The organism is Streptomyces sp. NPDC002754 (assembly GCF_053592315.1).
On the sequence record NZ_JBSFVM010000003.1, the window covers coordinates 355,825 to 375,130 of the forward strand.

Sequence of the window (19,306 nt, forward strand, 5' to 3'; positions counted from 1 at the left end):
TCAGGGGGAGTTCCTAACGTACCTCCCAGCACTGACAAGCACTGCTGGAAGACGGGGAGATGGATATGGGAACGAAGGTGTTCGTGCTGGTCCCGGGTCTGTTCACAGGCCCGGACACGTGGCGGGAGACCGCCGGGAAACTGGCGTCCGAGGGCGCGAAGGTCCAGGTGGTGGACCTCGGTCCCGCCACAGACCTGGACGCGCACATCGCACGTGTCGTAGCGGCCATCGACACCGTCGCAGAGGGAGCCGGGGGAGCCGAGGGGGCCGACGGAGCCGATGCCCGGAACGTCGTCCTCGTCGGGCACGACTACGGCGCGTATCCGGCGGCAGGCGCGGCGGACCGGCGGGCCCACCGCGTCGCACGGGTCGTGTACCTCGACACGGGGCCGGTGCAGGACGGCGCCGTCGCCCTCGCCGCGGTCCCCGACCAGGAGCTGCGCGAGCGCATCGCCAAAGAGGGGGACACCGAGGGCGAGCTGCCTGTTCCCTCCCGGGAGGAGTGGCGGCACTGGGGGAGCACCGCCGGCGTCCCCGACGAGGCCCTGGACCGGCTGACCGCACACGCCTCGCCCCAGCCGCTCGGCACCCTGCTGCAACCGCTGCGGCTGACCGGCGCGGGAAACGGCCTGCCGACAACCGGAGTGCTCTGCGCGGAGAGCGGAGCGACCATCGACACCGTCCGCATGCTGCTGCGCTTCGGTGACCCGACCATCAAGGCGCTCGCCCGCCCGGAGGTGACCTTCTTCGAACTGCCCACCGGGCACTGGCCGATGCTGTCCTGCCCGGACGAGCTCGCCGGCGTACTGCTGCGCGCGGCGGCCGACGAAGGCACCCGGCTCGAACCCGTCGACGAGCAGGAAACGGCGGACTCCGGATACCTCCGACCATTCCTGCTGGACGTACCCGAGATCCCGCGGGAACGGCGCGGTGCCATCGACCTGTACGTCCCCGAGGGCGCGTCGGCGGAGCCCCGCCCGGCGATCGTGTTCGTGCACGGCGGACCCGTGCCGGAGGACGCGCGACCGACTCCGCGCGACTGGCCGACCCTGATCGGATACGCCCGCCTCGCCGCCTCACATGGCGCGATCGGTGTCACCCTCGACCACCGGCTGCACGCGGTCACCGCCTATCCGACGGCGGCCGAGGACGTGGCCGCCGCGGTGGCCGAGGTGCGCGCCGATCCGCGCGTCGACGCGGACCGGATCGCGCTGTGGTTCTTCTCCGGCGGCGGCCCTCTGACGGCGCCGTGGCTGAGCGAGGCCCCGCCGTGGCTGCGCTGCCTGGCGGCGAGCTATCCCATCATGGCGGCGCTGCCCAGCTGGGGCGTGAACGATCCCCGTTTCCGGCCCGCGGACGTGGTCGCGCACGGCGGGACACCGCCGTTCGTCCTCATCCGGGTCGGCCGCGAGGCCTCCGCGGTGGCGGCGACGGTGGCCGAGTTCGTCGGGGTGGCGGAGGCGGGCGGCGCCCCGGTCGAGGTGATCGACGTACCGGAGGCGCCGCACGCCTTCGAGGGCCTCGATCACGGCGATGTCGCACGGGATGCGGTGACGGCGGCGATGGAGCGGGTGCTGGGGCGGTTGGGGCTGGGATGAGACTCGGGCGCTCCGACCTCGGCCGATCTCGGTCGACCTCCGCCGACCTCAGCCCCCGTACAGCTCGCTCAGCAGCGCGATGGCCGCATGCGTACGGGGGTGGGGCTCCCGCTCGTCCCATATGACCCGCACCGGCACCGGATCCGCGCCCGACACCGGGCGGAAGACGACACCCTCGCGCCGGTACTGGGCGACCGTGGCCTGCGGGGTGACGCCCACGCAGCGGCCGGTGGCGATGGCGGCGAGCCAGTCGTCGACGTCGGCCGTGTACTCGACGTCGCCGTGCGGATCGCCGGGCCACAGGTCGGCGGTGGTCGTGCCGGTGCGCCGGTCCACGACGACGGTGCGTCCGCGGATGTCCGCGAGGGGGACGCGGCGGCGCTTGGCCCAGGGATCGTCGGCGGCCATGACGACGTAGCGGGGTTCGTGGCCGACGACGGCGGAGGCGTAGCGCCGCCGCAGATCCGCCCGGTGCCGTACGACAGCGAGATCGCAGACGCCCTCGGCGAGTCCGCCGGTGGGGCTGTTGTGCCGCACCAGGAGCAACTCGACGTCGGGACACCGCTGGTGCCAGCGGCGCTGGAACTCGGTGGTGTGCCGCCCGAACGCTCCCCAGGCGTGCCCGATCCGCAGCCGCGTGTGGCCCGTCGTGGCCTCGCGCACGAGGTTCTCGGCCTCGGTGAGCAGTTGCCGGGCGCGGTGGACGACCCGGAGGCCGGTGGCGGTTGGTGTGACAGCGCGGCTCGTGCGGTGCAGGAGGCGTACGCCGAGCACGGTCTCCAACGCGTGCAGGGTGCGGGACACCGAGGCCTGGGAGACGCCGAGTTGGATCGCGGCGTCGGTGAAGCTGCCCGTGTCGACGATCGCGAGCAGAGCGCGCAGATGTCGCAGTTCAAGCCCCGCGAGGCCGCTTCCCTCATCCATACGCCCAGCGTATGTGAGAAGCGTGACATGCATTTTGCGTATGGCCCGTACGGGTCGAATCTCACACCATGGCGACCACATCCCACCGCTCCCCGCAGCCGACCGGCACCACCGCTTCAGCTCACGCCGGCGGTGTCGCGCTGATGCTCGGCAGCGGCCTGTCGAACCAGGCCGGCGCGTCCCTGGGCGCGCTGGCCTTCCCCGTGCTCGGCCCGGCAGGTGTCGTCGCCGTACGCCAATGGGTCGCCGCCGTAGTCCTGTTGACGGCGGGCCGCCCGCACATCCGCTCCTTCACCGCCGCCCAGTGGCGCCTCGTGCTCGCCCTGGCCGCGGTCTTCGCCACGATGAACCTGACGCTGTACTCGGCCATCGACCGGATCGGCCTGGGCCTCGCGGTCACCCTCGAATTCCTCGGCCCGCTCACCGTCGCCCTCGCCGGAACGCGGCGCCGCCTCGACCTGCTCTGCGCCCTCGCGGCGGCGGCAGCCGTCGTCGTGCTCACCCGTCCGCGGCCGAGCACGGACTACCTGGGCATCGCCCTGGCTCTCGTCGCCGCGGTGTGCTGGGGCTGCTACATCCTGCTCAACCGGGCCGTCGGCCACCACCTCCCCGGCCTCCAGGGCTCGGCCGCGGCGGCCGGGGTCTCCGGCCTGCTCTACCTGCCGATCGGCTGCGCGGTCCTCTACCTGCACCCGCCGACCATCACGGCACTCCTCTGCGCCCTGGCGGCGGGCGTGCTGTCCTCGGCGGTGCCGTTTCTGTCCGATCTCCTGGCACTGCGCCGGGTCCCCGCCCGCTTCTTCGGCATCTTCATGAGCGTCAACCCGGTCTTCGCGGCACTCGTCGGCCTGCTGATCCTCGACCAACACCTCGACCTGCTCGCCTGGTTGGCGATCGCCGTGATCGTGGCGGCGAACGCGGTGGCGGTGGGCACCTCCACCACTCGCACATAGGGCCACGGCACTCGGGACCCTCACCCGGTGCTCCGCCTCTCGCTTTCCAGAAGCGCTCGGAAGCTGCCCGGCGGGCGCCCAGTGACGCGCTGGACGGTGTCGGTCGTGCGGTCCTCCGCTCCCTTCGCGATCGCGAGGTCCATGGCGGCCAGCAGCGCGGCGAACTCCTCCGGGATCTCCGCCGCGAGGCGATCGCGTAGCTGCGCGTAGGAGAGGTGTTGGTGGGTCACAGGGTGGCCCGTGACCTCGGTGAAGAGTGTCGCGATGGCGTCGTAGGTGAGTGCCTCCGGGCCGGTGAGTACGAGATCGGTGTTGGGGGCGACTTCGTCGGTCAGGGCGTGCACGGCGACGGCCGCGATGTCCTCGGCGTCGACGAAACCGACCCGGCCGCTCCCGGTCGCGGTCCGGATGGCGCCCTCGTCGCGGATGCTCACGGCGTGGGCATGCGCACCGGTGAAGTTCTGCATGAACCACGAGGGCCGCAACACCGCCCAGTTGTCGAAGAGTTGGGGCAGCTCCCGGTGGACCGTTCCTGCCGCCGGCCCGCCCTCGGGGACGGCCGAGGAGCTCAGCAGCACCGCGCGGTGGACGCCGGCGGCGCGGGCCCGACGGAGGAACGGCGACATGGCCGCCGCCGGGTCGGGGTCGCCCACGCGTGGTACGAGGTAGACGCGGTCGACTCCGCCGAGGGCGGTGGCGTGGGTGGCGGGCTCGTACCAGTCGAAGGGAACCGGCTCCGTGTCGGGGATCGGGGTCGCGCGGCGGCTGGCGGTCTTCACACGATGGCCGGCCGCCGTGAGCCGTGAGGTGACGCGGCTGCCCGTCGTGCCGGTGGCGCCGATGACCAGTGTGGTGCCGATGGGGGTGGTCATCGTGTGCTCCCGGTGAAGTCGGCGCCGTCCTGCTGGAGGGTGAGCGGGTTCCAGTAGTCGCGGTAGGACGTGATGTGTCCGTCCTCGACCGTGACGACCGCGACGTAGGTCATGTCGAAGGGGCTGTCGGTCTCCACCAGGCGGCCGGCGCCGCGCATTTCGGCCACGATCGTTCGCGGGTCGGTGGTCTCGTGGATCCGCAGTTCGGGGAAGTCGTGCAGGTCGATGTGGTCGGGGTAGTGGCGCATGTACGACGCGACGGCTTCCCTGCCGTCCAGCCGTCGCGGCCAACCCGGGGGAGCGAAGGGGAACTCCATCACGCCGTCCTCGGCCCACAGCTCGACCCAGCCGGCGATGTTCTTGTTCAGCAGCAGCCGCAGGCCGTGGCGGAACACCTGCGCTGATGACGACGGCGAAGATGTCGGTGTGGATGCCGGTGTGGGCATGGGTGTCCTCCTGCTCGTACAGCACATAGAATCCGGACCTGTGGTCCGGATTCGAATGTAGCGGACCGCCGGTCCGTTTTGCAATGAAGGGGAACGCGAGGAACCGCATGCCCGAACGCAAACCCCGCAAGGATGCCGCCCGAAACCGGGAGGCCGTCCTCGCCGCCGCCGACGCGCTGTTCGCGCGCGGTGAGAGTCCCGAGGAAGTCACCATGGCCGACATCGCGGCGGAGGCCGGCGTCGGCAAGGGCACGCTCTTTCGGGCCTACGGCGATCGGACCGGGCTGCTCCGCGCGCTGTACGAGGCGCGGCTCGAACCGGTCACGGAGGCCGTCGAATCCGGACCGTCGCCCCTCGGCCCCGACACCTCACCGCGGGAGCGTGTCACCGCCGTGCTCGACGCCGTGCTCTGCTTCAAGCTGGACAACCGCCGACTCGCGCTGGCCCTGGAGCGGACCGGGAGCGGCAGCCCCTACCAGGCGGAGCACTACGAGCGGTGGCACGGCCTGCTCCGTTCCGTGCTGGAGAGGATTCCCGGTCTGGCCGACGGGGACTTCGCGGCCCACGCGCTGCTCGCCGCCACACGGGCCGACCTCGTCGAGCACCTCGCCGGAAAGGAGCTCGCACCGCGCGAACGGATGCGGGCCCAACTGGCGGACTTCGCGGCCCGCGTCATGGCCGGCGCGCCGGACGACTCTTGACGGCCGGCCTCAGGGGGGCGGCCGTCGGCTCAGCGTGGCAGCGCCTGCGACCCTATGACGGACAGCAGTTGCAGCTTCTCGTGGCTCTCGCTGCCGGGGACGGCCGTGTAGACGAGGAGCAGATGGGACTGGCCGGGGTCGACAAGGGTCTGGCAGGTCAGTTCCAGCGCGCCGACCTCGGGGTGGACGAAGTGCTTCACCTCGTGGGGGCGGATGCCGACCTCATGGTCGTCCCACACCCGACGGAACTCCTCGCTCCGCGCGAGCAGCAGCTCGGCGTAGTGGGACGCGCGGGAACCGGGCCCCCGGAGCGTCGCGACGCCCCGCAGGCCCGAGACGAACATGCGGGTGAGGAAGGCGTGGTCCTCGGGAGCGTAGAGCAGGCGCGTGGCGGGATCGGTGAACCAGCGGTAGCCGATGCTGCGGGCGGGGCCGGTGTGGACGGTCTGGTCGCCGGTGAGCGCGACGCCGAGCGGGGTCTGGCGCCAGTGTCTCGCCGAGCTCCGTGACGATCTCGGCGGGGGTGTCCTGGAGGCGGTCGAGGACGCGCAGCAGGCCGGGGCCGATGTGTGTGGTGTCCGCGCCGCGCGGGGGCGGTGTGTGTCCGGCGAGCCGGAACAAGTGGTCGCGCTCGTCGAGGGAGAGGTGCAGCCCCTGCGCGATGGAGGCGATCATCTGCTCGGACGGATGGGGCCCGCGTTCACGCTCCAGACGTGCGTAATAGTCGGTCGACATGTGGCACAGCGCCGCCGCTTCCTCCCGCCGCAGACCGGCCGTCCTGCGGCGGCGTCCACGCGGCAGGCCGACGTCCTCGGGCTGCAGGCACTCGCGGCGGCGCCGGAGGAACTCCGCGAGGCCGGTCCGATCGATCACCCGTGTCTCCGTCACCGTGCGTGTGGACTTCGTGCGTGTGGTCTCTGTGCGTGTCTCCCCTGACGTCCATTTCTACCGTTCGCGCGTCGCGGTAACCACGGATTGTCGATCCCCCCTTCACTGGTTGCCGTCGCCGCGGCGCCGGTCGAAGCTCGGGAGCATGCCACGCAAACCCATCGACATCACCGTCCCCGACCTGTCCGGCAAGCGCGCCGTGGTCACCGGAGCGAGCGACGGCATCGGGCTCGGCCTGGCCACGAGGCTCGCCGCGGCCGGGGCCGAAGTGCTCCTGCCCGTGCGCAATCCGCGCAAGGGCGAGGCCGCGCTCACCACGATCCGCGAGAAGGTCCCGGACGCGGACGTGTCGCTGCGCGAACTCGACCTGTCCTCGCTCGACTCCGTCGCGGCCCTGGGCGAAACCCTGCGGGCGGAGGACCGGCCGATCCACCTGCTCATCAACAACGCCGGCGTCATGACCCCGCCCGACCGGCAGACGACCACCGACGGCTTTGAGCTGCAGTTCGGCACCAACCACCTCGGCCACTTCGCCCTGGTGGCCCACCTGCTGCCGTTGCTGCGCGCGGGCCAGGCGCGGGTGACGTCGCAGGTGAGTGTCGCCGCGAACCAGAACGCCATCAACTGGAACGACCTCAACTGGGAACGTTCCTATGACGGCATGAAGGCGTACAGCCAGTCGAAGATCGCGTTCGGCCTCTTCGGCCTCGAACTCGACCGGCGCAGCCAGGCCCAAGGCTGGGGCATCACCAGCAACCTCTCCCACCCCGGCGTCGCCCCGACGAACCTCCTCGCCGCGCGCCCCGAGGTCGGCCGCGCCAAGGACACGACGGGCGTACGCCTGATCCGGGCACTGTCCGCCCGCGGCATCGTCGTCGGGACGGTGCACACGGCGCAGCTTCTCGCCCTCTACGCCGCCACCTCCCCGGGAGCCGAGCGCGGCCGGTTCTACGGACCGCGCGGGATCGGGCACATGGGCGGCCCGCCCGGGGAGCAGAAGCTCTACTCGCGCCTCAGTGGCACGGCGGAGGCGCAACGCGTCTGGCAGGTCTCCGAAGAGCTCACGAAGGTTCCGTTTCCCGGCAGTTGAGGGCGGGATGGCGCCCCGTGTCACTCCGTACCAGTGTGTGCGGGGAGGGCCACGGCAGGCGTCTGTGCAGGTGAGCGCATACTGGCGGGCATGCGTCTCGACTTCCATGTTGCCGAACAGAACGCCCGGAGCGTCTACCGTCTGCTGACCGCCACGGTGGTGCCACGCCCCATCGCCTGGGTGTCCACCGTGTCCCCGGACGGCACGGACAATCTGGCTCCGCACTCGTTCTTCACCGTCGCCTGCGCCCGCCCGCCGATCGTGCAGTTCACCTCCGTCGGCCGCAAGGACTCGCTGCGCAACGTGGAGGCGAGCGGTCAGTTCGTGGTCAACCTCGCGCCGGAGCCGCTCATCGAGCAGGTCAACGCCACCGGCACCGATTTCCCGCGGTCCGTCAGCGAGTTCGACGCAGTGGGCGTGCGGCGCGAGCCCAGCGCCCTCGTACGGCCGCCACGGGTCGCGGAGTCACCGGTGGCCATCGAATGCGAGCTGCACAGCACCGTCCGGCTCGGCGACTCCACGGTCGTCTTCGGCCGTGTCGTGCACATCGCCGTGGACGAGGCCGTGTGCGACGAAGGGCACCCCGAGGTCACACGGCTGCGCCCGCTTGCGCGGCTGGGGAAGGACGAGTGGAGCACGCTGGGCACCGTGCACGAACTCGCTCGGGGTCGCTACGAGGGCGGTGCCGGAGCACAGGGCACGGCCTGACCCGGTGCAGCTGTGCATGCGGTGACACAGCCGTGACACAAACCAGGGCAACGGGAGTGTCGCGCCGCCGGTCGTACAGGGCGTACGGAACATTCGAAACGAGCATGCGCGAAGCCGTGCACAACCACGTGGGGATGTACCGATGAGACCTGGTGACGCAGCGATGACGAACACACGGATCCACACCCGAAGCGTCAACTCCCGTACCCGCAAAGCCCTGTTGACGCTGACTGCCATCGCCGCCGCGACGGCGGGCGTGGCGGTCACTGCTGCGGCCGCGTCCGCCTCCGGCGGCCCGGGGTTCCTGGCCGCGTCCCAGCTCCCGCCGCACCCTTCGTCGCCCTGGTACGCCGGCCCGGTCACGGCCGGGCAGCCGGACCCGCTGCCGATGTGCGTGGGCGAGGCCCTGCCGTCGATCTCGGTGCACCGTGCGTACCACACCGACCTCGACGCCACAGCGCTCCAGGTGACGGTGGTCGAGCGCGACACCCGGCACGCCAAGGACTTCGCGGCGCTGCTGCGCAAGAAACTCGCCGGTTGTGCCGAGGCGGTGATGCGGCAGTACCCCGACGTGAACGCCACGCAGAAGTACTACGGCCGGCTCCCCGTGGAGGAGGGCGCGTACGTCTACGGCGTGCACACCACGACCACGTGGGGCGCGTCCGACATCAACCTGTTCTCCGTGGGCCGGGACGGCGCCACCGTGACGGTGGTCCGCTGGGGCCAGATGGGCTCCTACGGCGACGCGCCGGTGGGCGCCTTCAAGAAGACGACGGTGACAGCGGTGAACAAGCTGCGCTGAGGCGCCGCGCGGCCCGGATCCCGAAGGGGTGCGGGAGGAAACTCACGTCGCGACGAGAGGCCCCGCCATGAGAATCGGCCTGACGGCTCGCCCGTACACGACCGAAAAACTGATCGAGCAGGCCAGGTCCGCCGAGGAGGACGGCTTCAGCTCGATGTGGTTCGACAGCTCCGTTCTCGGCGACCCGCTCGCCGCCATGGCCGTTGCGGGCCGCGAGACATCGAGCATCGAGCTGGGCGCCGCGGTCCTGCAGACCTACCCCTGCCATCCGCTGCTCCAGGCCAACCGCGTGGCCGCGACCGCCGAGGCCATGGGCAGGTCGGGGCTCGTGCTGGGCATAGGCCCGTCCCACGAGCGTGTCGTCAACGGCCGCTACGGACTCTCGTACGACCGCCCCGGACTCAACACCGAGGAATACCTGCGCATCCTCACCGGGCTGCTGCGCGGGGAGGAGGTCACGCACGAGGGCGCGGAGTGGACGGTCCGCGGGGCCAGGGTGCCGGTGGCGCGGCCGGTGCCGGTTCTGCTGGCGGCCCTGGGACCGAGGCTGTTGCGCGTCGCCGGTGAACTGGCCGATGGGGTGGTCCTGTTCATGGCTTCGGCTCGCGCCATCGAGACTCATGTCGCGCCGCGTCTACGTGCTGCTGCCGAGGCCGCCGGACGGCCCGAGCCACGGATCGTCGCCGGCCTTCCGATGGCGGTCCACGACGACGTGGACGAGGCACGCGCGGCCACGGCGGAGACGGCGACGAGCTACGAGGGGCTGCCCAACTACGAGCGGATCATGGCGATCGGCGGCGCCCGGACCCCGGCGGACGTCGCCGTCCTGGGCGACGAGAACAGCGTGACCCGGCAGCTGCGCCGTCTGCTCGACGCCGGGGCGAGCGACATCCAGGCGTTCGCCGTCCCGGTCGGCGCGGACCGACGGGCGTCCCGGAAGCGCACGAGGGAGTTGTTGGCCTCGCTCACCGGCTGAGCCGCCTGCCCCGAGGCCGTCACGTACGTAAGCTGGTCCGCATGCGTACCCGTCCGACCCTGAGCTGGGAACCCAGCGGCGACCTGCCGCCCGCCACCACCGACCTGCGGCCCGTCGTCGAGTCCGTGCGTGCGGGCGGGGCCGTCGTGCTGAGCGGGGCCGGGCTCTCCACCGAGTCGGGGATCCCGGACTACCGCGGGGAGCACGGCTCGCTGCGTCAGCACACCCCCATGACGTACCAGGAATTCACCGGCAGCGAGCAGGGCCGGCAGCGGTACTGGGCGCGCAGCCAGCTGGGGTGGCGGGCGATGACCCGCGCCGAGCCGAACGCCGGACACCTGGCCGTGGCCGAGCTCGCCACGGCGGGCCTGGTCACCGGAGTGATCACGCAGAACGTCGACGGTCTGCAGCAGGCCGCCGGCGCCCCTGACGTGATCGAGCTGCACGGAAGCCTGAGCAGGGTGGTCTGCCTCCACTGCCGCGCGGCCACCGACCGAGCCGACCTCGACCGGCGGCTGCGCGAGGCGAACCCGCGGTTCGAGGCCGAGGCCGGGCGGCACCGTGCCGCGCGCGTGAACCCGGACGGCGACGTGGAACTGCCGGACGAGGCAGTGCGCGAGTTCCGGGTGGTGCCGTGCGCGGCCTGCGGCGTCGGGGTCCTCAAACCGGACGTCGTCTTCTTCGGTGAGAACGTGCCGCCGGAACGCGTCGACACCTGCCGGCGGCTCGTCGCGGGGGCGGCCTCGCTGCTCGTGCTCGGATCGTCGCTGACCGTCATGTCAGGGTTGCGGTTCGTGCGCCAGGCCGCGGATGCCGGAACCCCGGTCCTGATCGTCAACAACCAGCCGACCCGCGGGGACCGGTGGGGTGTGCGGGTGGAGCTGCCGTTGGGGAAGGCGCTGGAGACCGTCGTGGCAGAGGTGGGAGTGTGAGCCCTCTGCCGGGCATTCGACGGACTCCTGCCTCGGCCTCGGCTACTTGAGGTCCTTGAGGCTCTTTCCCACATCCGCCAGCTTCCCCGCCTTCCCGTACCGGTCGCTGAGCTTGTACGACGCGATGTCGCAGCGGTAGGCGCCCTTGTCGGCGTCGAAGTCGGCGGGCTTCCAGCCGTCCGGTGTCGCCTTCTCGATGTTCATGCACTTCACGGGGGAGTCCTGGACGGACACGTTCACCGGTGCCTGGAGGCCGCCGCCGGTCCACGCGGTCTCCTTGCGGGCCGCGTCGTGGACGCACTTGCGGGTGAGGTCGTTGCCGCACCTCGTCGCGGACTTGGCGAAGAGGAGCCAGGCCGACATCGCCTTGACCGCGGGGAGGGTGAGCTGCTTGTCGGGGGCGTACTTCTTGAAGAGGTCGACGACCTGTTGGGTCGCCGGATTCGAGCCGGCCTTCTCCATCGGGTACATGCCGCTGACGTCGGCGAGGTTGTTCTGGGCGGCCAGGACGGCCGGACCGGCGAGTTTGAGGAAGGCCGGGCCGTAGGCGTTGCTGTTCGCGTCGATCCAGTCGAGCTTGTAGTTCATGGCGGTGAGTTCCTGCTCGAGCTTCGCCAGGGAGCTGAAGTCACCCATGAAGATCAGGCCCTTCACCTCTTCGTTCTTGATGGCCTGGGCGTACGGGGTCCAGTTGGTGACACCGGACGCGGGATAGAGGTCCGTGTAGGCGGGCTTGACGCCGCGCGAGCGGAAGTAGTCCACGCGCTGGTCGAGGGAGGAGCGGGTGACCGGGGAGTCGCCGGAGATGATGCCCACGGAGTCGACCGTGTCGGGGTAGGCCTTCTTGATCAGCCATTCGTAGAAGCCCGCGTAGCGGAAGTACGAGGGGCCGCCCGCCTGCATGGCCAGTTGCAGCTCAGAGCCCTCGTTCCTGTGCTGGACCGTCTGGGCGGGGAAGTCGGGGAGCAGGCAGGAAAGGCGGTCCTTCACCCCGAGTCCGTCCAGTGCCGCGCTGCCGCCGGCCAGGACGAAGTCGGCGCGGCACGCATCGTTCACCCGCTGGCGGACCTCGACCATCTTGGTGTCACGGACCGTCGGGACGATCTTGCGGCCGTTGATGCCACCGGCCTCGTTGCACCACGACGTGAACGCCTTGGCGGCGTCGGCGAATTCGGTGTTCTTGGTGAAGCCGACGTCCGACATGACACCTACGTGGATCTCCTTCGCCGTGACTCCTTGGGCCGGGGAACCGCTCGGGTTGCCCGCGCCGCACACGTTCTTGAGGTCGCCGAAGTCACCCGACGCGGGCGCCGCGGACGCTTGGGCCGCCGCCTTCCCGTCGGTCTCGGGGTCGCCGCGGCCGGAGCTGTCGCCACGGGTGGAACAACCCGCCGCGAACAGCGCGGCGGCCACCGTCAGGGCGGTGATGGTCCTCTGGGGCCTCACGGGCTGTCCTGCCTTTCGGGAAAGGGGAGTTGACCGATGGTGTGTGCCGGGAACGAATGGTGTGTGCCTGGCGATCAGCCACCGCGCGCCGCCACCAGCGCCCCGCGGTTCACCTTGGTCGCCGCGCTGCGCGGCATGACGTCGACGAACTCGGTCGTCTTGGGCAGCTTGTACGCGGCGAGGCGGGCGCGCGCGTACGCGACGACCTCGTCGTGGGTGGGCGGCGCGGCCGGGTCCGAGGGTTCGATCAGGGCGTGCACCCGGCGGCCCCACTCGGGGTCGCGCAGACCGATGACCACGACGTCGGCGATGGCCGGGTGGTCGATGAGGGCCGCCTCGACCTCGGCTGGGAAGATGTTCGCGCCGCCGCTGATGATGATGTCGACGCGGCGGTCGAGAAGGTAGAGGTAGCCGTCGGGGTCCAGGTATCCGACGTCCCCGGCCGTCTGGAAGCCGTCGGGTGTCGTCTTCAGGGTCGGGGCGTCGCCCAGGTACTCGTAGCCGTGGTAGCTGGCGGAGCGGAGGTAGATGTCGCCGGTCCCGCCGACGGGTACCTCCTTGCCTTCGGGGTCGAGGATACGCAGTTCGGTGGCGCGCAGCGGCCGGCCGACGCTGCCCTGGTGTGCCATCCACTCGTCGGCGCGCAGCGCGGTGATGCCGAGGCCCTCGGTCATGCCGTACGCCATGACGATGCGCTCGGCGCCGATCAGGCCGGCCCAGCGGTGCACGAGGGCCGGAGGCATGGGGGCGGCGCCCTGGAGGATCCACTCCAGGCTGGACAGGTCGCGGCCGTCGACACCGGGCAGGTCCGCGATGCGTTGCAGCATGGTGGGTGTGGCGGTGAAGGTCGTCACCCGGTGGCGCTCGATCGCCGACACCACGCGGGCGGCGTCGAACTTCTCCATCACCACCAAGCGGTCCCCGTCGAACATGCCGAACAGCGTGGTGAATCCGTTGGCGTGGTACATCGGCGCGACCACGAGGATCGTCTGCGGGCGCGGCACCGGGGCCCAGGACTGCATGAGCGGGGTGCTGAACGCGGGGGCGTGCATGGCCGGGCGCGCGGTGAGGATGACCTTGGGGGTGCCCGTCGAGCCACTGCTGCAAATGCCGTTCGCGTAGGGGGATACGACGTCGAGCGGCAGGATGGGCACGTGCGCGCTCGTCGTCGCGTCGATCCATGGCAGGTCCTCGGCGCCCAGGTGCACGGCCGCCCGCACCACCTCGCGCAACCGGTCCGATTCCCACTCGGGCAGATCCCAGCGCACCGGTACGGGCACCGCGCCCAGCTTCCACGCGGCGAAGACACCGAGTACGAGCTGCGGTGAATTGCGCAGGGCCAGCGAGAGCCGGTCGCCCTCGTGGAGACCGCGTGCCGCCAGCGCGCCGGCCAGTTGGTCCGAGCGGCGGTCCAACTCCCGCCAGGTGTGCGCGGATTCGGTGCCGTCCGCCGCGACATGGTGCAGCACCTCGGCGCCCGTGCACGATGCCGCCAGCTTTCTGATCAACAGGGCGATGCTCGTTCCGCGTTCCATGGCCGTACTCCTCCAGATGAGCCGACGGGACGTTCGTGGGCCGCGCGCTGTGTGTCAGACGCCGAGCAGGCCGAAGCTGTCGTGCCAGGCGACCGCCTGCGCGAGCCGCCCCGCGTGCCGTTCGGTGATCGACCGGTCGACGGCCCGGGTGATGCCCCACAGGAAGAACCCGTAGGGCAGATGCGCCCGGTACGCCCACCACGCCTCGTCACGCCCGGGTGGTGTGCCGCCGTGTGCGGCGAGCCGGTCGAGGTAGTGGTCGAGCAACTCCCTTTCGCTGCGGGCGCGTTCGTCGGGGTCGAGGGCGGCGGCGAGGTGGTACCCGACGTCGAGCGCCCAGGCGCCGTACTGCACCACCTGCCAGTCGATGAGTCCGGGCGCCCCTTCGGGCGTCGCGTAGATGTTGCCGGTGTGTACGTCGCCGTGGACGAGGCAGCGCGGGTGTGCGGGCGACAGCTCGGCGAGCGCGTTCACCGCGGCGAGCAGCCGGTCGGCGCGGCGCACACCGGCCGGGGCGTCCGCCGCCCGGCCGTCGTCGAGCTGGGCCCGTAGGCGCTCGGGTCCCGTGTAGCCGGTGAGACGGGCGAGCCGGGGCGGGAAGGCGGCGGCGAGGTCCACCTTCTGCTTGACGCCGTCCCAGGTCGCCTTGACGCCGCCCCACGTCGCCGCGTGCAGCGCCGCCAACTGGTCGAGTGTGCCCGCCGCTTGATCCCGGCCGAAGCCCATCAGCGGGTCACCGAACCGGTTGCCCGTCGCCACCAGGTCGTGCATCAGGAGCAGCGGATGCCCGGTCTCCTCGTCCACCTCGGCGTGCACGCACGGCGGCGTGCGCACCGGCAGCGTTCCGGCGAGCAGTCGGTAGAAGTCGACCTCGGCGCGCGACGTGCCGCGCTGCCGGGTGGCGGGGTTGAAGTAGGCCTTCACGCACAGGGCCGGCGGGGCGCCTCCGGGCGTGGCCCCGTTCTCGTACGCGACGTCGAAACGCACCTTGGTGGCCACCGTCTCGATCCGCTCGGTGACCTCCGTCGCGGTGACCGTGACGCCGGGGTGCCGCCGCCGCAGTACGGCGGTGAGCCAGGCCGGTGAGAGGGTCGTGTCGAGGTCGTGCGGCGCGGGGCCGCCGGGAAGACTCGTGACGGTCATGACACCTCCACGGTTCCGGAGTCGCGCCCAGCCGCCGGCCAACCCAGCAAGCGGCACGAACGCTCGATGAACGGGTTCGGGCGCCCGGCCGCGGGCAGCTTCATCGACCGACGCGTGTGCAGCGCCAGCAGGCCCGCCTTGAGCCCGGCGAACACCTCGTGCCAGTGCAGATGCTCGACCGGACGTCCTGTCAACTCCCGCCACAGGTCCACGGTTTCCTGTCTCGTGCCGAGCCCTTCGAGACGCGTGACGCCCTGCTCGACGCTGTGGATGTCGTCGAAGAGCAGCCACCAGCCGAGGTCGGCCATCGGCCCGGCGAGGGAGGCCTGTTCCCAGTCCATCACTCCCACGACTTCGTAGTCGTCGCCGAACATCATGTTTCCGATGCGGGCATCTCCCCACGACAGGCCGGGAGTTGACGTTGGCGGACGCGTGGCCGTCACCCAGGCGAAGAGCTCGTGCACGGTGTCGGGGATCTCGTCCTCCAGCGCCCAGTCCGCGAACCGTCGCCAGTACGTGAGCTGTTGCTCGTCGCCGGGTGCGCCCTGACCGGAGTCGTGGAGGAAGGTGAAGTCCTCGGTCGGCGCGCCGTGGATGGCCGCGAGCTGCCGGACGGCACCCTCCCACAGGATGCGGCGCTCGCCGGGTGTCGCCCCGGTCAGCCAGCCCGTCTCGTTGTACACCGGCATGCTCACCGGCACCCGGCCCCGCATCCGGCGCATCACGTAGAACGGCTGGCCGAGCAGCGCGGGATCCTCCTCGTACCAGAGTGCTTCGGGCACCCGGACCGTGCCGAGGCGGCGCAGCGCGGCCAGCATCTCGTACTGGAGCCGGAACCGCGGATCGAGGAACATCTGGTGCTCGGGCGCGGGAGCCACCCGCAGGACGAGTTCGTGGGAGCGCCCGGCGGAGTGGGCGTCGAAGAGGATCGTCTCGTTGGAGACACCGGCGCCCAGGGGATACACCAGGTTCGCGATGCGTACGTCCAGTGCGGTGCCCGCGCCGAGGCGGACGGCCAGCCACGGGCGCAGAGCTTCCGCGGCCGCGTCCAGATCGCGGCCCTTGGCGAAGACCGGAGCCTCGCTCATGCTTCCCCCATCCCTTGAGTCGGCGGTCCGCCGAACGCGGCCAGGCAGAACTCCCACAGCCGCCCGGCGACGTCCTCGACCGGCTCGTGCGCGGTGGCGAACGCGTAGTGGTGGTAGGCGGACGTGACCAGCTTCATCGCGAACCACGCGTCCTGCGCCGGATCCCTCGGCCGCAGCAGCCCCAGGGCCGCCGCCTCCCGCAGCTCGCGTTCGACCAGGTCACCGAAGGGCTGGGCGGCGCGCGCCATCTCGTCCGGGAACAGCTGGTGCAGCCGCCAGTGCTCGGCGGTGATGAACCGTGGCCCCGTGCGCTCGCGCCCGTCGCCGAGTCCGTCCAGGATGTGGGAGATGTAGAACCGCAGCCGGCCGACGGGGTCGGGAAGCTCGCGTGCCGCGGCCTGCATGCGCGCCGCCTGTACGGCGATGATCTCCTCGACGAGGGCGAGCAGAATGTGGTCCTTGCTCGGGAAGTGCCGATAGATCGTCTGGAGGGCGACACCGGACTCGCGGGTCAACTCCTGTGTCGTGAACGCGCTTCCCTTCTCCGATGCGAGCCGGTGCGCGGCCCGCGTGATCGCCTGCGCCTGCTGGACGCTGCGCGCCCGCGACCGCTGTACGGAGGGGGAGCGGTCGGCCGCGTGATCCGCCCAGGTGGTGGGGTTCGGGTTCGACATGTGACGGGTCCTCGTCCTACGTGTCCGTGGTGGGTGTCAGCACGACGACCGGGATGAGGCGTTCGGTCCGGGCCTGGTAGGAGTCGTAATTGGGCCAGTAGTCGTTGACGGCCTGCCACAGGCGCTCCCGCTCGCTGCCCGCGGTGACGCCGCGCCCGACGACCGGGATGTGCTCGCCCTTGACCTGGACCTCCGCCTCCGGGTGGTCGAGCAGGTTCAGGTACCAGGACGGGTGCTTCGGTGCCCCGCCGGTCGAGGCGACGACCAGATAGTCGTCCCCGTCCCGTCCGAAGATCAGCGCCTTGGTGCGGGGCTCGCCGGACCTGCGGCCCGTGGTGGTGAGCAGCAGGATGGGCACGCCGTTCCACTCGTAGCCGACCTCGCCGTCGGTCTCCCGGTAGCGGGCCACGTGTTCGGCGCCGACGAGCACCAAGTCGGGCTTCTGGTAAGCGGGTTCACTCACGTCCGTTCCCTTCCGTCGAGGACTCGAAGACCACCGGGATCTCTGTCGCGCCCCGCTCGTAGAGACCGATGAAGCGCGGCCGTGCCGCGTCCGGGTCGAGCCGCAGCCCCGGCAGCCGGTCGAGCAGCGCCCCGATCCCGACCCGCATCTCGGCGCGCGCCACATGCATGCCGAGGCAGACATGCGCGCCGCCGCCGAACGCGAACGACGGGCGCAGCTTGCGCGTGATGTCGAACTCGTCCGGACGGTCCCAGCGCGCCGGATCGCGGTTGGCGGCGCCGATGCACAGGTGCAGGACGGAGCCCTCCGGGAGGTGTACGCCGTGGAGGTCGGTGTCGCGCGTGACGTACCGGGAGAACATCGGGTCGGTCGGTGTCCAGCGCAGCGCCTCCTCGATGGCGGGCCGCAGCAGGTCACGGTCGTCTCGCACGGCGGCCAGGACCTCGGGGCGCTGGAGCAGCGCGGTGAGCGTGATGCCCATCTGCTTCCATGTGGTGCCCGAGCCGGCCGTGAGCAGAAGGACCGCGAAGGAGTAGATCTCGGCGTCGGAGAGGCGGTGCGCGACACCGTCCTCGTCGGTCATCTCCGCTTCGACCAGGACGCTGATGAGGTCGTCCTGCGGGGAGGCGCGGCGGGCCGCGACGACCGGCGCGAGGATCTCGACGATGGCCTGCGGATCGCGCAGTGCGGCCCGGATGTCCAGGGCCCGTTCGACCGAGACACCGAAGCTGCCGGTGATCGTGAGCACGGGGATGGCCGCACAGAAGTCCACGTTGAGTTCGGCGCGGCCGTCGTCGGCGAAGGAGTCGATGAGGAGGTGGACCGTCTGCTCGATCCAGTTGCGGATCCACCACTGCGCCTTGCCGGGCACGAACGACGGCTGCACCAGGGCGCGGTAGCGGCGGTGCTGCGGGCCGCCCATCGACAACATGCTGTTCTGTGCGGCGAGTTCACCGGTACGCGGGTCGATCGGGGTCGGTGAGGCGGCGAACACCTCCGCGTTGCGATACGCCTCGTCGCAGGCCGCGTAGCTGAACGCGGAGAAGTGCGGGCGGTCCGGGTACGGCAGGCCCTGGAAGTGGGCGGGCCCGTCGTAGCCGGTGAGTGCGTGCACGGTTCCGCGGTGGACGGGGGCCTCGGCGCGCAGCCGGTGCCAGGCCGGGTAGGGGTCGTCGTGGTAGCCGCCGCCGACTTGTGCGAGGTAGGCGCCGCGCAGGTCGAAGAGTTCACGGACCCGGTCGCGGTCGAGGTTCGCGGGCGTGGTCATGGCATCACCTCGCCACGTATCCGCCGTCGACCGGCAGGACGACGCCCGTGAGGTTGGCGGCCCGGTCGGAGACGAGGAAGAGGGCGGCCTCGGCGCAGTCCTGCGCGGTGATGGCCCGCCCCAGGGGATGGCTCGCCGCGACCCGCCGCACGGTCTCCTCCAGCGCGTCCGCGTCCGAGGTGTCGAGTCCGCCCGCCGGCATGAAGTTGGTCAGCGGCATCCCGGCCGGGCCGATGGCGTTGGCGCGGATGTCGAAGGGGGCTCCCTCGATCGCGACCGCCCGCGTGAGCTGGTGCACGGCCCCCTTGGTGGCTCCGTAGACGGAGCCGCCCCAGGCCACGAGCCCCGCCACGGAACCCGTATTGAGGATGACTCCGCCGCCGCCCTGCCGCTTGAACTGGAGTACAGCCTGCTTGCAGCCGTGGAAGACTCCGGCGAAGTTGACACCGACCAGGCGCTGGAAGTCCTCGGCCGAGTGGTCCTCAAGTCGCGCGCCCAGGCGGGGCGTTGGGATGCCCGCGTTGTTGAAGACGATGTCGAGCCGGCCGAAGCGCTCCACGGCCGCCACGACGGCGGTCACGACGTCCTCCTCACGGGAGACATCGCAAGCCACCGCCGCCGCGGTGCCGCCGGCCTTCTCGATGACCCGCACCGTCTCCTTCGCGGCGTCGGCGCGGATGTCCGCGCACACCACGCGGGCGCCCTCCTGCGCGAACCGCAGCGCGGAGGCCGCGCCCACGCCGGATCCGGCGCCCGTGACGATGGCCGTCCTACCTTCGAGCAACATGTTCGTCACCGCC

Annotated in this window: 19 protein-coding genes and 1 pseudogene; 8 read left to right on the plus strand and 12 right to left on the minus strand. The window is 71.2% G+C overall.

From position 1 onward, the window contains the following. The first annotated feature begins 65 nt into the window (after positions 1 to 65). The gene (locus ACWD2L_RS11370) at positions 66 to 1,598 is read left to right on the plus strand and encodes an alpha/beta fold hydrolase (RefSeq protein ID WP_451189007.1); all 1,533 of its coding nucleotides are present in this window, start codon (positions 66 to 68) and stop codon (positions 1,596 to 1,598) included. A 48-nt stretch (positions 1,599 to 1,646) separates the two neighbouring features. Here ACWD2L_RS11370 and ACWD2L_RS11375 read toward each other — a convergent pair whose 3' ends face one another. After that, positions 1,647 to 2,522, minus strand: a complete 876-nt coding sequence (locus ACWD2L_RS11375; RefSeq protein ID WP_451189009.1) for a LysR family transcriptional regulator — start codon at positions 2,520 to 2,522, stop codon at positions 1,647 to 1,649. Positions 2,523 to 2,665: 143 nt separating this feature from the next. On the opposite strand from ACWD2L_RS11375, the gene ACWD2L_RS11380 reads away from it, so the two are divergent. Continuing rightward, positions 2,666 to 3,475 (plus strand): EamA family transporter, encoded by an 810-nt coding sequence (locus ACWD2L_RS11380; RefSeq protein ID WP_451189403.1) that lies wholly within the window; start codon positions 2,666 to 2,668, stop codon positions 3,473 to 3,475. 20 nt (positions 3,476 to 3,495) lie between these two features. Here ACWD2L_RS11380 and ACWD2L_RS11385 read toward each other — a convergent pair whose 3' ends face one another. After that, positions 3,496 to 4,347 (minus strand): NmrA family NAD(P)-binding protein, encoded by an 852-nt coding sequence (locus ACWD2L_RS11385; RefSeq protein ID WP_451189011.1) that lies wholly within the window; start codon positions 4,345 to 4,347, stop codon positions 3,496 to 3,498. Then, positions 4,344 to 4,793, minus strand: a complete 450-nt coding sequence (locus tag ACWD2L_RS11390) for a nuclear transport factor 2 family protein (RefSeq protein WP_451189013.1) — start codon at positions 4,791 to 4,793, stop codon at positions 4,344 to 4,346. Before ACWD2L_RS11390 ends, ACWD2L_RS11385 begins: the two co-directional genes overlap by 4 nt. A 107-nt stretch (positions 4,794 to 4,900) precedes the next feature. Between ACWD2L_RS11390 and ACWD2L_RS11395 the strand changes: the two genes are divergently transcribed. After that, positions 4,901 to 5,494 (plus strand): TetR/AcrR family transcriptional regulator, encoded by a 594-nt coding sequence (locus ACWD2L_RS11395; RefSeq protein WP_451189016.1) that lies wholly within the window; start codon positions 4,901 to 4,903, stop codon positions 5,492 to 5,494. A 29-nt stretch (positions 5,495 to 5,523) separates the two neighbouring features. Here the strand turns inward: ACWD2L_RS11395 and ACWD2L_RS11400 are convergent. Beyond that, a pseudogene (locus ACWD2L_RS11400) lies at positions 5,524 to 6,364 on the minus strand (helix-turn-helix transcriptional regulator). A 163-nt stretch (positions 6,365 to 6,527) separates the two neighbouring features. On the opposite strand from ACWD2L_RS11400, the gene ACWD2L_RS11405 reads away from it, so the two are divergent. The 5 genes from ACWD2L_RS11405 to ACWD2L_RS11425 all read left to right on the plus strand — a co-directional run bounded on the left by ACWD2L_RS11405 (position 6,528) and on the right by ACWD2L_RS11425 (position 10,890). Further along, positions 6,528 to 7,472, plus strand: a complete 945-nt coding sequence (locus ACWD2L_RS11405; RefSeq protein WP_451189018.1) for an SDR family oxidoreductase — start codon at positions 6,528 to 6,530, stop codon at positions 7,470 to 7,472. Between the two features lie 90 nt (positions 7,473 to 7,562). Then, positions 7,563 to 8,180, plus strand: a complete 618-nt coding sequence (locus tag ACWD2L_RS11410) for a flavin reductase family protein (protein ID WP_451189021.1) — start codon at positions 7,563 to 7,565, stop codon at positions 8,178 to 8,180. 163 nt (positions 8,181 to 8,343) lie between these two features. Further along, the gene (locus ACWD2L_RS11415) at positions 8,344 to 8,982 is read left to right on the plus strand and encodes a hypothetical protein (RefSeq protein WP_451189023.1); all 639 of its coding nucleotides are present in this window, start codon (positions 8,344 to 8,346) and stop codon (positions 8,980 to 8,982) included. Positions 8,983 to 9,049: 67 nt separating this feature from the next. Next, entirely contained in the window at positions 9,050 to 9,958 is a 909-nt protein-coding gene (locus ACWD2L_RS11420; protein ID WP_451189026.1) for a TIGR03564 family F420-dependent LLM class oxidoreductase, read from the plus strand. 41 nt (positions 9,959 to 9,999) lie between these two features. Further along, positions 10,000 to 10,890, plus strand: a complete 891-nt coding sequence (locus ACWD2L_RS11425; RefSeq protein WP_451189029.1) for an NAD-dependent protein deacetylase — start codon at positions 10,000 to 10,002, stop codon at positions 10,888 to 10,890. A 42-nt stretch (positions 10,891 to 10,932) separates the two neighbouring features. Here ACWD2L_RS11425 and ACWD2L_RS11430 read toward each other — a convergent pair whose 3' ends face one another. The 8 genes from ACWD2L_RS11430 to ACWD2L_RS11465 form a co-directional block, all read right to left on the minus strand. Next, positions 10,933 to 12,336 carry an ABC transporter substrate-binding protein gene (locus ACWD2L_RS11430; RefSeq protein WP_451189032.1) on the minus strand — a complete coding sequence of 468 codons (1,404 nt, stop codon included), beginning with the start codon at positions 12,334 to 12,336 and terminating at the stop codon, positions 10,933 to 10,935. Positions 12,337 to 12,410: 74 nt separating this feature from the next. Further along, the gene (locus ACWD2L_RS11435) at positions 12,411 to 13,871 is read right to left on the minus strand and encodes a class I adenylate-forming enzyme family protein (protein ID WP_451189034.1); all 1,461 of its coding nucleotides are present in this window, start codon (positions 13,869 to 13,871) and stop codon (positions 12,411 to 12,413) included. A gap of 54 nt (positions 13,872 to 13,925) precedes the next feature. Beyond that, entirely contained in the window at positions 13,926 to 15,014 is a 1,089-nt protein-coding gene (locus ACWD2L_RS11440) for a phosphotransferase family protein (RefSeq protein WP_451189037.1), read from the minus strand. Next, entirely contained in the window at positions 15,011 to 16,102 is a 1,092-nt protein-coding gene (locus ACWD2L_RS11445) for a phosphotransferase family protein (protein WP_451189040.1), read from the minus strand. Before ACWD2L_RS11445 ends, ACWD2L_RS11440 begins: the two co-directional genes overlap by 4 nt. Continuing rightward, positions 16,099 to 16,776 (minus strand): TetR/AcrR family transcriptional regulator, encoded by a 678-nt coding sequence (locus ACWD2L_RS11450; protein ID WP_451189043.1) that lies wholly within the window; start codon positions 16,774 to 16,776, stop codon positions 16,099 to 16,101. The genes ACWD2L_RS11445 and ACWD2L_RS11450 overlap by 4 nt, the downstream gene beginning before the upstream one ends. A 16-nt stretch (positions 16,777 to 16,792) precedes the next feature. Further along, the gene (locus ACWD2L_RS11455; protein ID WP_451189046.1) at positions 16,793 to 17,239 is read right to left on the minus strand and encodes a nitroreductase family deazaflavin-dependent oxidoreductase; all 447 of its coding nucleotides are present in this window, start codon (positions 17,237 to 17,239) and stop codon (positions 16,793 to 16,795) included. Next, complete coding sequence (locus ACWD2L_RS11460; RefSeq protein ID WP_451189048.1) at positions 17,232 to 18,506, minus strand: cytochrome P450; 1,275 nt, start codon at positions 18,504 to 18,506, stop codon at positions 17,232 to 17,234. Before ACWD2L_RS11460 ends, ACWD2L_RS11455 begins: the two co-directional genes overlap by 8 nt. Positions 18,507 to 18,510: 4 nt before the next feature. Beyond that, complete coding sequence (locus tag ACWD2L_RS11465) at positions 18,511 to 19,293, minus strand: SDR family NAD(P)-dependent oxidoreductase (protein ID WP_451189051.1); 783 nt, start codon at positions 19,291 to 19,293, stop codon at positions 18,511 to 18,513. Positions 19,294 to 19,306 lie beyond the last annotated feature (13 nt).

Excerpts from the sequence above, each read along its gene's own strand:
- ACWD2L_RS11465 (WP_451189051.1), bottom strand. The coding sequence starts at position 19,293 with ATGTTGCTCGAAGGTAGGACGGCCATCGTCACGGGCGCCGGATCCGGC.
- ACWD2L_RS11460 (WP_451189048.1), bottom strand. The coding sequence starts at position 18,506 with ATGACCACGCCCGCGAACCTCGACCGCGACCGGGTCCGTGAACTCTTC.
- ACWD2L_RS11440 (WP_451189037.1), bottom strand. The coding sequence starts at position 15,014 with ATGACCGTCACGAGTCTTCCCGGCGGCCCCGCGCCGCACGACCTCGAC.
- ACWD2L_RS11380 (WP_451189403.1), top strand. The coding sequence starts at position 2,666 with ATGCTCGGCAGCGGCCTGTCGAACCAGGCCGGCGCGTCCCTGGGCGCG.
- ACWD2L_RS11375 (WP_451189009.1), bottom strand. The coding sequence starts at position 2,522 with ATGGATGAGGGAAGCGGCCTCGCGGGGCTTGAACTGCGACATCTGCGC.
- ACWD2L_RS11390 (WP_451189013.1), bottom strand. The coding sequence starts at position 4,793 with ATGCCCACACCGGCATCCACACCGACATCTTCGCCGTCGTCATCAGCG.
- ACWD2L_RS11420 (WP_451189026.1), top strand. The coding sequence starts at position 9,050 with ATGAGAATCGGCCTGACGGCTCGCCCGTACACGACCGAAAAACTGATC.
- ACWD2L_RS11415 (WP_451189023.1), top strand. The coding sequence starts at position 8,344 with ATGACGAACACACGGATCCACACCCGAAGCGTCAACTCCCGTACCCGC.
- ACWD2L_RS11425 (WP_451189029.1), top strand. The coding sequence starts at position 10,000 with ATGCGTACCCGTCCGACCCTGAGCTGGGAACCCAGCGGCGACCTGCCG.
- ACWD2L_RS11395 (WP_451189016.1), top strand. The coding sequence starts at position 4,901 with ATGCCCGAACGCAAACCCCGCAAGGATGCCGCCCGAAACCGGGAGGCC.
- ACWD2L_RS11405 (WP_451189018.1), top strand. The coding sequence starts at position 6,528 with ATGCCACGCAAACCCATCGACATCACCGTCCCCGACCTGTCCGGCAAG.
- ACWD2L_RS11410 (WP_451189021.1), top strand. The coding sequence starts at position 7,563 with ATGCGTCTCGACTTCCATGTTGCCGAACAGAACGCCCGGAGCGTCTAC.
- ACWD2L_RS11385 (WP_451189011.1), bottom strand. The coding sequence starts at position 4,347 with ATGACCACCCCCATCGGCACCACACTGGTCATCGGCGCCACCGGCACG.
- ACWD2L_RS11445 (WP_451189040.1), bottom strand. The coding sequence starts at position 16,102 with ATGAGCGAGGCTCCGGTCTTCGCCAAGGGCCGCGATCTGGACGCGGCC.
- ACWD2L_RS11435 (WP_451189034.1), bottom strand. The coding sequence starts at position 13,871 with ATGGAACGCGGAACGAGCATCGCCCTGTTGATCAGAAAGCTGGCGGCA.
- ACWD2L_RS11450 (WP_451189043.1), bottom strand. The coding sequence starts at position 16,776 with ATGTCGAACCCGAACCCCACCACCTGGGCGGATCACGCGGCCGACCGC.
- ACWD2L_RS11370 (WP_451189007.1), top strand. The coding sequence starts at position 66 with ATGGGAACGAAGGTGTTCGTGCTGGTCCCGGGTCTGTTCACAGGCCCG.